The organism is Enterobacter sp. Ap-867 (assembly GCF_011752855.1).
Taxonomy (GTDB): domain Bacteria; phylum Pseudomonadota; class Gammaproteobacteria; order Enterobacterales; family Enterobacteriaceae; genus Cedecea.
The window spans coordinates 399,167-410,405 of sequence record NZ_VWWS01000005.1; the positions used below are offsets into that span (position 1 = coordinate 399,167).

At 56.5% G+C, this 11,239-nt stretch carries 11 protein-coding genes; 6 read left to right on the forward strand and 5 right to left on the reverse strand.

Features of this window, described 5'->3' with window-relative positions:
• Positions 1 to 11: 11 nt before the first annotated feature.
• The 4 genes from kdpC to kdpF are packed head-to-tail and all read right to left on the reverse strand — an operon-like array spanning position 12 to position 4,436.
• On the reverse strand, positions 12 to 587 hold the full coding sequence (gene kdpC, locus F3J26_RS14745; RefSeq protein WP_166994551.1) for a potassium-transporting ATPase subunit KdpC: 576 nt from the start codon (positions 585 to 587) through the stop codon (positions 12 to 14).
• Between the two features lie 12 nt (positions 588 to 599).
• Positions 600 to 2,648, reverse strand: a complete 2,049-nt coding sequence (kdpB, locus tag F3J26_RS14750) for a potassium-transporting ATPase subunit KdpB (RefSeq protein WP_008456125.1) — start codon at positions 2,646 to 2,648, stop codon at positions 600 to 602.
• Positions 2,649 to 2,661: 13 nt separating this feature from the next.
• A complete protein-coding gene (kdpA, locus tag F3J26_RS14755) occupies positions 2,662 to 4,347 on the reverse strand; it encodes a potassium-transporting ATPase subunit KdpA (protein ID WP_166994553.1) in 1,686 nt (561 codons plus the stop codon).
• Complete coding sequence (kdpF, locus tag F3J26_RS14760) at positions 4,347 to 4,436, reverse strand: K(+)-transporting ATPase subunit F (RefSeq protein WP_008456132.1); 90 nt, start codon at positions 4,434 to 4,436, stop codon at positions 4,347 to 4,349. The genes kdpA and kdpF overlap by 1 nt, the downstream gene beginning before the upstream one ends.
• 313 nt (positions 4,437 to 4,749) lie before the next feature.
• Here kdpF and F3J26_RS14765 point away from each other — a divergent pair, with 313 nt between their 5' ends.
• The 6 genes from F3J26_RS14765 to nei all read left to right on the forward strand — a co-directional run bounded on the left by F3J26_RS14765 (position 4,750) and on the right by nei (position 9,738).
• Positions 4,750 to 4,956, forward strand: a complete 207-nt coding sequence (locus F3J26_RS14765) for a YbfA family protein (RefSeq protein ID WP_008456133.1) — start codon at positions 4,750 to 4,752, stop codon at positions 4,954 to 4,956.
• Between the two features lie 207 nt (positions 4,957 to 5,163).
• Positions 5,164 to 6,573, forward strand: coding sequence for a deoxyribodipyrimidine photo-lyase (gene phrB / locus F3J26_RS14770; protein ID WP_166994555.1), 1,410 nt, complete (start codon positions 5,164 to 5,166; stop codon positions 6,571 to 6,573).
• A 15-nt stretch (positions 6,574 to 6,588) separates the two neighbouring features.
• Positions 6,589 to 7,332 (forward strand): type 2 GTP cyclohydrolase I, encoded by a 744-nt coding sequence (locus F3J26_RS14775; RefSeq protein WP_166994592.1) that lies wholly within the window; start codon positions 6,589 to 6,591, stop codon positions 7,330 to 7,332.
• 13 nt (positions 7,333 to 7,345) lie between these two features.
• On the forward strand, positions 7,346 to 8,002 hold the full coding sequence (gene pxpB, locus F3J26_RS14780; RefSeq protein ID WP_166994557.1) for a 5-oxoprolinase subunit PxpB: 657 nt from the start codon (positions 7,346 to 7,348) through the stop codon (positions 8,000 to 8,002).
• On the forward strand, positions 7,996 to 8,928 hold the full coding sequence (gene pxpC / locus F3J26_RS14785) for a 5-oxoprolinase subunit PxpC (protein WP_166994559.1): 933 nt from the start codon (positions 7,996 to 7,998) through the stop codon (positions 8,926 to 8,928). The genes pxpB and pxpC overlap by 7 nt, the downstream gene beginning before the upstream one ends.
• A gap of 18 nt (positions 8,929 to 8,946) precedes the next feature.
• Positions 8,947 to 9,738: an endonuclease VIII gene (gene nei, locus F3J26_RS14790; RefSeq protein ID WP_166994561.1), complete on the forward strand. Its 792-nt coding sequence runs from the start codon at positions 8,947 to 8,949 to the stop codon at positions 9,736 to 9,738.
• Between the two features lie 46 nt (positions 9,739 to 9,784).
• Here nei and F3J26_RS14795 read toward each other — a convergent pair whose 3' ends face one another.
• Positions 9,785 to 11,071, reverse strand: coding sequence for a citrate synthase (locus F3J26_RS14795; protein WP_008456139.1), 1,287 nt, complete (start codon positions 11,069 to 11,071; stop codon positions 9,785 to 9,787).
• Positions 11,072 to 11,239: the final 168 nt, after the last annotated feature.

The following is an 11,239-nucleotide window of genomic DNA, read 5'->3' on the forward strand; positions in this document are numbered from 1 at the left end:
ACACGTCCTTTTTACTTCGCCTGGAGATGGTCCAGCGCCAGGTTCAGCTTAACGATATTCACTACCGGCATGCCGATAAAATTCACCAGCGGCGTGGTGGTGTTCTCCGCCACCAGGCGAGCGATTTGCTCCACCGGCAGATTTCTGGCTTTCGCTACCCGTGGGATTTGCCACGCGGTCGCTTCAGGAGAAAGCTGCCCGTCCAGGCCGCTGGCGGAGGTGGTGACTAAGTCAACGGGTACCGCTGGATTAGCCTCCGGGTTAGCCGCACGCAGCGCACTAACGCGAGCCTTAACCTCTTTGTCCAGCTCCGGGTTGCTGGCCGCAAGGTTGCTGCCGCCGGATGCCATTGGATTATAGGGGCTATCCGAGGTGGCAGAGGGGCGGCCCTGGAAATATTTTGCGTTAGTGAAGTCCTGACCAATCAGTTCTGAACCGCGAACCTTGCCGTCTTCAACGATTAACGAGCCGTTGGCCTGAGCCGGGAACCACCATTGCCCCAGCAGCGTGGCGAGGAGAGGATAAACCCCTCCGGTAATCAGCGTCAGGATAATCAGCAGTAATAAAGCTGGGCGTAACGTAGCCATGTTCTTTTCCTCTTAGACCAGACCGAGTACGGTCAGGATCACGTCAATCACTTTGATACCAATAAACGGCACGACGATACCGCCCAGGCCATAGATCCACAGGTTGCGGCGCAGCATCGCGGCCGCGCTCAGCGGCTTGTAGCTAATGCCTTTTAGCGCCAGCGGAATGAGGCAGATGATGATCAGCGCATTGAAGATCACCGCGCTCAAGATGGCCGAAGCAGGGGAGTGCAGGTGCATCACGTTCAGCGCGTTCAACTGCGGGTAAGTCACCGCAAACGCCGCCGGGATAATGGCGAAGTATTTCGCCACGTCGTTAGCGATACTGAAGGTGGTCAGTGACCCGCGAGTCATCAGCATTTGCTTCCCGATGTGGACCACTTCAATCAGCTTGGTTGGGTTAGAGTCCAGGTCAACCATGTTCCCGGCCTCCTTCGCTGCCTGAGTCCCGGAGTTCATGGCTACCGCTACGTCTGCCTGCGCAAGGGCAGGGGCGTCGTTGGTGCCGTCGCCGGTCATCGCCACCAAACGTCCTTCGGCTTGATACTGGCGAATCAGCGCCAGCTTGGCTTCGGGTGTGGCTTCAGAAAGGAAGTCATCCACCCCGGCTTCGGCGGCAATCGCCGCGGCGGTCAGGCGGTTATCCCCGGTGATCATCACCGTTTTGATGCCCATCTGGCGCAGCTGTGCGAAACGCTCTTTAATGCCGCCTTTCACGATGTCTTTCAGCGCGATTACGCCCAGCACGTTAGCGCCTTCGGCAACCACCAGCGGCGTACCGCCCTGGCGAGCCACGCCTTCAACCAGCGTGTCGACCTGGGCCGGGAAGTGGCCGTTGTTCACTTCTACGTGGCGGCGGATGGCATCCACAGAACCTTTGCGGATCATGCGGTCCTGAATATTGATGCCGCTCATACGGGTTTGCGCGGTAAACGGCACAAACGTTGCCTGCAGGTTCTGCACGTCGCGTTCACGCAGGTTAAAGCGCTGTTTTGCCAGCACCACGATACTGCGGCCTTCTGGCGTTTCATCCGCCAGTGAGGCCAGCTGCGCGGCATCGGCCAGCTCTTTTTCATCCACGCCTGGGGCAGGGAGGAAGGCGGAGGCCTGGCGGTTACCGAGCGTGATGGTGCCGGTTTTATCCAGCAGCAGGACGTCGATATCCCCGGCGGCTTCTACCGCACGGCCGCTGGTGGCGATCACGTTCGCACCCAGCATACGGCTCATCCCGGCCACGCCGATGGCGGAAAGCAGGCCGCCGATGGTGGTTGGGATCAGGCAGACCAGCAGGGCTACCAGCACGGTTACGCTAGCCGCCTGGCCGCCGTAGGCAGAGAACGGCCACAGGGTTGCGGTCGCCAGCAGCAGGACGATTGTCAGCGCTACCAGCAGGATAGTCAGGGCGATTTCGTTCGGCGTTTTACGACGCTGGGCGCTTTCCACCATGGCAATCATGCGGTCGAGGAAGGTTTCCCCTGGGTTAACGCTGCACTGGATGACCAGCCAGTCGGACAGAATGCGCGTCCCGCCGGTCACCGAGGCAAAGTCGCCGCCGGACTCACGGATAACCGGGGCGGATTCCCCGGTGATGGCGCTTTCATCCACCGACGCGCCGCCCTCAAGGACTTCGCCATCGCAAGGGATGATGTCCCCGGCTTCCACCAGCACGACGTCGCCTTTACGCAGATCGGCCGCCGGAATGTGGTCCACCTGCGCATCATGCTGCGGGCTGCGCAGTTTGCGTGCCCAACTGGTTTTTTTCACCCCTTTCAGGCTGTTCGCCTGGGCCTTGCTGCGGCCTTCTGCCAGCGCTTCAGCAAAGTTGGCGAACAGCACGGTAAACCATAGCCACAGGCTGATGGCGAGCGTGAAGAGGGCATCCCCCTGCTGCAGGCCGGTGAACATCGCTATCCCGAGCAGGGTAGTGATGATGCTCCCCACCCAGACGATAAACATCACCGGGTTGCGCCACTGCACCTGCGGGGCGAGCTTTTTAAAAGAATCAATTAGCGCCTGACGGATCAGACCAGGTTCAAACAGCGCCTGTTGCTTGCGACTCATGGAAGCCTCGTAATCAGAAATTAACCAGAGAAAGGTGTTCCGCAACCGGGCCTAAAGCGAGGGCGGGGATAAAGGTCAGGGCGCCAACCAGCAGCACTGTCCCAATCAGTAAACCGATAAACAGCGGGCCGTGCGTTGGCAGCGTACCGATGCTGACGGCCTGGGATTTTTTCGCGGCCAGGGAACCGGCAATAGCCATTACCGGGATAATCACCCCAAAGCGGCCAAACCACATGCATACGGCCAGCAGAACGTTCCAGAACGGCGTGTTGGTGCTCAGGCCGGCGAAGGCGCTACCGTTATTGTTTGCGGCGGAAGAAATCGCATACAGCACCTCGCTGAAGCCGTGGATCCCTGGGTTTGCCATGCCGCTGCGGCCTGCATCCGTCATCATCGCCAGCGCGGTGCCGAGCAGCACCAGGGCAGGGGTGATAAGAATGGCCAGCGAAGTCATCTTCATTTCCGGCACGTCAATTTTCTTACCCAGGTATTCCGGGGTACGCCCAATCATCAGCCCGGCGATAAACACGGCCAGCAGGACGAACAGCAGCATGCCATACAGGCCAGCGCCTACGCCGCCGAAGACCACTTCACCAATCTGCATCAGCCACATTGGCACCATGCCGCCCAGCGCCGTAAAGGAGTCATGCATGGCGTTGACCGCCCCGCAGGATGCGGCGGTAGTAATCACCGCGAACAGGCTGCTATTCAGAATGCCGAAGCGGCTCTCTTTGCCTTCCATGTTGATGCTGCTGTTGGCACCCAATTGGATAAAGTGCGGGTTGCCCTGCAGCTCGGCCCACATCACTACCACCACGCAGACCACGAAGATAATGGTCATCGCCCAAAGCAGCGCGCGGCCCTGACGGCGGTCGCCCACGGCTTCACCAAAGGCGAAGCAGAGCGCGGCCGGGATCAGGAAGATGGAAACCATCTGCACAAAGTTGGTCAGCGCCGTAGGGTTCTCAAACGGGTGAGAGGAGTTAGCGTTGAAGAAGCCCCCGCCGTTGGTTCCCAGCATTTTAATCGCTTCCTGAGAAGCCACCGGCCCCATCGGCAGCAGGTGCTGAACGCCTTCAATGGTGGTGTAAGGCTGGTAAGCAGAGAAGTTCTGCAGCGAACCCTGGCTGATAAAGAACAGCGCCATCACCAGCGAGATTGGCAGCAGGATGTACAGCGTAACGCGGGTTAAATCGACCCAGGCGTTGCCCAGCGTGCTGGTGGAATGGCGAGAGAAACCACGGATCAGCGCAAACACTACGGCAATGCCGGTGGCGGCAGAAACGAAGTTTTGTACCGTCAGGCCCACCATCTGGCTGAAGTAGCTCAGCGTGGTTTCGCCGCCGTAAGACTGCCAGTTAGTGTTGGAGACAAAACTGACGGCAGTGTTCAGCGCCAGATGCCAGGAGAGGCCCGGCAGATGCTGCGGGTTAAGCGGCAAACTGTCCTGGAACAGCAGCATCGCGAACAGCAGGATCAGCCCAAAAACGTTAAATGCCAGAATCGCCATCAGATAGCGTTTCCAGTCCATTTCTTCACCTTTGCTGCCCATCAGGGACCACAAAATGGGCTCAATGCGGCCCACGATCGGCAGCGGTTCGCCGTCGATCAGTCGTGCCAGCACGGCGCCCAGCGGTTTCGCAAGGGCAAAGAGCACCAGCAGGAAGCTGGCGATCAGTAAAAATCCGGACGCAGCCATTAAAACGCCTCCGCTTTAATCAGGGCATAAACCAGGTAACCCAACAGCAAGAAGACCAGCACGATGCCGGTTATGACGCCTGCACTCACAATCCACCTCCAACGGTGCGTTAAGCATTTCGCGGCAGAATAGGATTTCGGGTGAAAAGATGTCGTAAAAGTCCGGGGGCGGGGTGTAAAAAAAGTATAAAAATGGCAAAAGCCATTAGTTAACTAATGGTTAGTATTTATTTAACCATTTTGTAACTTAATTACAGGTGAAAAGATAAATAGCGCACAAAAAAGTGCATTTATCTGGTCGGAGGAGTAGTAAACTTTCAAACAATGAGATAGTATTTTGACCAGATAACAAGTTTCGATTTTCCGACATGCGGTGTCGGTCACACATTATGAGGAGAAGCCTATGTCTTTATACAAAGAATACCCTGCGCATCAGGTCATCCTGCGACGCACTTTTGCAGTCGCTGCCGGTGTGCTGGCGCTGCCTGTAATGCTGTTCTGGAAAGATCGCGCGCGTTTTTACAGCTACCTGCACCGCGTCTGGTCCAAAACCAGCGACAAGCCGGTGTGGATGGCGCAATCTGAAGCCGCCGCCTTCGATTATTACTAAAAGCTGAATCGATTTGACGAAAGCTACCTCCGGGTAGCTTTTTTGTTGACTGCGTCTTGCTACACTGAGTTAACAACTGAGACGCGGGCAGCCAGCGATGTCGCTTAGTCTGGCATTGGTATACTTCTGCTGTCCGAAATAACTTCCAATATTGAACCGTCGCCAACGCGCAATGGCGGCGGTCAGGTAATGAATCCAGGGAGAGTTATGCCTACCCATCTGGTCTGGTTCCGCAACGATCTACGTATTCACGATAACTACGCCTTACACGCCGCCTGCCGTAATCCCGATGCAAAAGTCATCGGATTTTTTGTCGTGACGCCCGAACAATGGCGGCAGCACGTCATGGCACCCAAACAGGCCGAATTTATCTTTGAGCATTTACGGGCATTGGGTCATGCCCTGGCCGGGCGTGGGATTGAACTTCATATCCAACAGGCTGCGGATTTTGCCGCGTCGATAGAGTGTATAAAAGCGTTCTGCGTTGAACAAAAAGTCGATGCGCTTTTTTACAACTACCAGTATGAAGTTAACGAGCGTGCCCGTGACGCCGCGCTGGAAAAAGCTCTGGATGTGGACGTTACCGTGCAGGGATTTGATGACAGCCTGCTGCTTGCACCGGGCAGCGTCACTACCGGCAACCACGAGATGTACAAAGTCTTTACCCCGTTCAGCAAGGCGTTTATTCGGCGCTTGCAGGAAGGGCTGCCGGAATGCGTGCCTGCGCCAAAAGCCCGTGGAGAGTGCGACTTCAATGAAAGCTTTGCGTTTGATATGCCCCGTGAGGCGTTTGACCGCGAACTCTTCCCGGTGGGTGAGCCGGAGGCCATTGGCATGCTGCGTAAATTTTGCCTGCAGCCCGCTGCCGACTACCCGGAACAACGTGATTTCCCGGCGATAGAAGGCACCAGCCGGCTGTCGCCTTATCTGGCCACCGGCGTTTTGTCTCCGCGCCAGTGCCTGCATCGTCTGCTAAAAGAGCACCCTAAAGCGCTGGAGGGCGAAGCCGGAGCTACCTGGCTCAACGAACTCATCTGGCGCGAGTTTTACCGCCATCTGATGGTTGCGTACCCGAAACTTTGCCGTCACCAGCCGTTTATTGCCTGGACAGATAAAGTTCGCTGGAGCGGAAATAATGCATGGCTTGAAGCCTGGCAGCAGGGTAAAACGGGTTACCCCATTGTCGATGCGGCGATGCGGCAGCTGAACCAAACGGGCTGGATGCATAACCGTTTACGCATGGTCGTGGCGAGTTTTCTGGTGAAGGATTTGCTAATCGACTGGCGGCAGGGCGAGCGCTATTTTATGTCGCAGCTGATTGACGGAGATCTGGCGGCGAACAACGGCGGCTGGCAGTGGGCGGCTTCTACGGGCACCGACGCCGCGCCTTATTTCCGCATTTTTAACCCGACAACTCAGGGTGAACGCTTCGATGCTGAAGGGGATTTTATTCGCCACTGGCTACCTGAACTGAAAACTGTGCCAGGGAAACAGATTCATTCGCCGTGGGACTGGGCTGATAAACAAAAGCAAACGCTGGACTACCCGCGCCCGATTGTTGACCATAGGCAGGCCCGACTGAATACGCTTGCGGCTTATGAAGCGGCAAGAAAATAACCAAAGAGAATAATGATGAAAAACAGTGAACTGGAACGCCTGATTAATGACAAGCTGAACAGCTCGGCAATCAGTGATTACGCCCCGAATGGCCTGCAGGTTGAAGGCCGGGAAGCGATCCGCAAGATTGTCACTGGGGTTACTGCCAGCCAGGCGCTGCTGGACGAAGCTGTGCGCCAGCAGGCCGATGCGGTGATCGTCCACCACGGTTATTTCTGGAAAAATGAATCGCCGGTGATCCGCGGCATGAAGCGCAACCGCCTGAAAACGCTGCTGGCGAACGACATCAACCTTTACGGCTGGCATTTGCCGCTTGATGCCCATCCGCAGTTGGGGAATAACGCCCAACTTGGCGCGCTGCTGGGGATTGAAACGAAAGGGGAAGTTGAGCCGCTGGTCCCTTGGGGCGAGTTCCCGACGCCGCTTTCCGGCGTGGAGCTGGCTTCCTGGATTGAAATGCGCTTAGGCCGCACGCCGCTGTGGTGTGGAGACACCGGCCCGGATCAGATCCGCCGCGTGGCGTGGTGCACGGGCGGTGGGCAGGGCTTTATCGATAGCGCGGCGCGCTTTGGGGTGGATGCGTTTATTACCGGCGAAGTTTCCGAGCAGACGATTCATTCCGCCCGCGAACAGGGGCTGCATTTCTACGCCGCGGGTCATCATGCCACCGAGCGGGGTGGGATCCAGGCGCTTAGCGACTGGCTAAACAGCGAAACCGATCTCGACGTTATCTTTATCGATATCCCTAATCCTGCCTGATACCGGAGGAGCTGTGCAACGAGCTCGCTGTTATTTATTGGGTGAAAAAGCGGTGGTTCTGGAGCTGGATCCTCCTGTCAGGCTTGCCAGCCAGCAGCGCATTTGGGGACTGCTGCAGCGCCTGAATGCCTCTGACGAGGTGAGCGAGGCCATTCCGGGCATGAATAACATCACCGTGGTGCTGAAAGATCCTCAGCGTCTGGCGCTGGATGGCATTGAATGGCTCCAGCACTGGTGGGAAGAAAGTGAGGCTGTGATCCCTCCGCCTCGTAAGATTGATATTCCGGTCGTATACGGCGGTGAGGTGGGACCCGATCTTGATGTCGTGGCTCGCCACAATAACTTAACGCCCGAACAGGTAGTCGCCCTGCATTCTGGAGCGGAGTACATCGTCTACTTCCTTGGCTTCCAGCCGGGCTTTGCTTATCTGGGGGGACTGCCTGAAGTCCTCGCTACGCCCCGCCGGGCAGAACCCCGGCTGCAGGTTGCCGCTGGCTCTGTAGGCATTGGTGGCAGTCAAACCGGCATTTATCCGCTGGTGACGCCGGGAGGTTGGCAAATCATCGGCCGCACCTCACTCGATTTGTTTAACCCCAACGGCTCATCACCCACTTTATTGTTGCCGGGTGATACCGTGCGTTTCGTCCCGCAGCAGGGGGGCATATGCTGAATATTGTTCGCGCCGGGATACAAACCAGCGTGCAGGATACGGGCCGGGAAGGGCAGCGTCATTTGGGCGTGAGCCGCTGCGGCGCGCTCGATACCCCCGCCATCTCCGTCGCCAATTTACTGGTTGGGAATGCGCCAGATGCCCCCGCGCTGGAAATCACCCTTGGACAATGCGTGCTTGAATTCGGGCGTAGCGGCTGGTTTGCGCTTACCGGGGCGGGCTGCCATGCGGAGCTGGATGGCAACGCCGTGTGGACGGGCTGGCGACTGCCTGTCAAAAAAGGCCAAAGGCTGACGCTGAAAAAACCTACGCACGGTATGCGCAGCTACCTTGCCGTCGACGGTGGCCTGGATGTGCCGGAAGTGATGGGGTCTTACAGCACCGATCTTAAAGCCGGGATCGGCGGTCATCATGGCCGTTTGCTGCGGGATGGTGACCGTTTAGCTTTGCGTAAACCTCAACGTAAATTTCAGCATCCCCGCGGTGTAAAACAACTGCTTTGGGGAAATCGCATTCGCGCCGTGACCGGGCCGGAGTATCAGGAATTCAGCCAGGCATCTCAGGGGAGTTTCTGGCGATTGGCCTGGCAAATTAGCCCGCAGAGTAACCGGATGGGCTACAGGCTTCAGGGGCCAGAGCTGGAGCGGACGACCCAGCGAGAAATGCTGTCTCATGGCCTGCTGCCGGGCGTGATTCAGGTACCGCATAACGGCCAGCCGATTGTGTTAATGAACGATGCCCAGACAACCGGGGGCTATCCTCGCATTGCCTGCGTGATTGAGGCCGATCTTTATCATCTGGCTCAGGTCAGGCTGGGGGAACCCATTCATTTTGTGCCGTGTACGCTGGCGGAGGCGCTCAAAGCGCGCCGCGAACAGGCTATTTATCTCGAGCAGATTACCTGGCAACTGGCACAGGAAGCATAACGTTTCAGGGAGTTTAGTATGCCGGAAGGACCGGAGATTCGCCGCGCGGCGGACAAGCTGGAAGCCGCCGTGGGCGGGGAGCCGTTAACCGAAGCCTGGTTTGCTTTTGAAGAGCTTAAGCCGTTTGAAGCGATGCTGGTGGGGAAAACCATCGATCGTATCGAAACCCGGGGAAAAGCAATGCTGACGCATTTTTCCAACGGCTTAACCTTGTACAGTCATAATCAGCTTTACGGCGTATGGCGAGTGACTGACGTAGGTAAAGTAGCAGAAACGAACCGTGTGCTGCGTGTCAGGCTGCAAACGGCTGAAAAAGCCATTCTTCTTTACAGCGCCTCGGACATCGAAATCCTCGATCAGGGGCAGCTTGAACAACAGCCTTTCTTGCAGCGCGTGGGGCCGGATGTGCTGGATGAAACGCTGACGGTGGATCTGGTCAAAGCACGTTTGCTGTCGCCAAAGTTTCGCCGTCGGCAGTTCAGCGGGTTACTGCTCGACCAGGCTTTTCTTGCCGGTTTGGGGAATTACCTGCGAGTGGAAATCCTTTGGGAAGCGGAACTTGCGCCGCAGCACCGCGCGGAGGATTTAAGCGAAGAGCAGATTGAGCGGTTAGCGACTGCTTTGCTGGCGATTCCACGGCTTTCTTATCAGACGCGAGGCCAGGGAGATGAGAACAAACATCACGGGGCTGTTTTCAGCTTTAGGGTGTTTCACCGGGCGGGTGAACCGTGCGAACGATGTGGAGGGATTATTGAAAGAACTAACCTCTCTTCAAGACCGTTTTACTGGTGCCCTCGCTGCCAGAAATAAAAAAACGCGCCACAGGGCGCGTTTTTTACTCATCAAGTAAGAAATATTACTTTTTGAGATCGGATTTGAAATCACGTTTGTCGTAGCCGGTGTACAGCTGACGTGGACGGGCAATTTTAATGCCGTCGTCGTGCATTTCGTTCCAGTGTGCAATCCAGCCCACGGTACGCGCCATCGCGAAGATAACGGTAAACATGGAGGAAGGAATGCCCATCGCCTTCAGGATGATGCCGGAGTAGAAGTCTACGTTCGGGTAGAGTTTCTTCTCGATGAAGTACGGGTCGTTCAGCGCGATGTGTTCCAGCTCCATCGCCACTTCCAGCAGGTTGTTATCCTTCAGGTTCAGCTCTTTCAGCACTTCGTGACAGGTTTCACGCATCACGGTGGCGCGCGGGTCGTAGTTTTTGTACACGCGGTGGCCGAAGCCCATCAGGCGGAACGAGTCGTTCTTGTCTTTGGCACGACGGATAAATTCTGGAATGTGCTCCACGGTGCTGATTTCTTCCAGCATCTTCAGCGCAGCTTCGTTCGCGCCGCCGTGAGCCGGTCCCCACAGGGAAGCGATCCCCGCCGCGATACACGCAAATGGGTTAGCGCCGGAAGAACCTGCGGTACGTACGGTTGACGTCGATGCGTTCTGCTCGTGGTCAGCGTGCAGGATCAGAATACGATCCATTGCTCGCTCCAGAATTGGGTTAACTTTGTACTCTTCGCACGGCGTGGAGAACATCATGTTCAGGAAGTTAGCCGAGTAGGAGAGGTCGTTGCGTGGGTAAACAAACGGCTGGCCAATCGAATACTTGTAACACATTGCCGCTACGGTTGGCATTTTGGAGAGCAGACGGAACGCCGCGATTTCACGGTGACGTGGGTTATTCACGTCAAGGGAGTCGTGGTAGAAGGCCGCCAGCGCGCCGGTTACGCCGCACAGCACGGCCATCGGATGTGAGTCGCGACGGAAGCCGTGGAACAGACGGGTGATCTGCTCGTGAATCATGGTGTGGCGGGTAACGGTAGTTTTGAATTCGTCGAACTGCTCCTGCGTCGGTTTTTCGCCGTTCAGCAGGATGTAGCACACTTCCAGGTAGCTGGATTCGGTGGCCAGTTGGTCAATCGGGAAACCGCGGTGCAACAGAATGCCTTCGTCACCGTCGATATAAGTGATTTTGGATTCGCAGGATGCGGTAGAGGTGAAACCTGGGTCAAAAGTAAATACACCTTTAGAACCAAGACTACGGATATCAATTACATCCTGACCTAGCGTGCCCTTTAGCACATCAAGTTCGAGAGCATCGTCACCATTAAGGGTGAGGTTTGCTTTAGTATCAGCCATTTACGGTCTCCTTAGCGCCTTATTTCATAAGACTGCCGGGCGTCCGATTTGCATTCGAACCCACAATGGTTGGTTACCAGTTTTTTAATTGGCTCGCGGCTCTGTTTAGAGGAGTACAACCAGGGTACAGAGCGATGGGCGCTTGCAGGTAACACTCGCTTTGGGGGC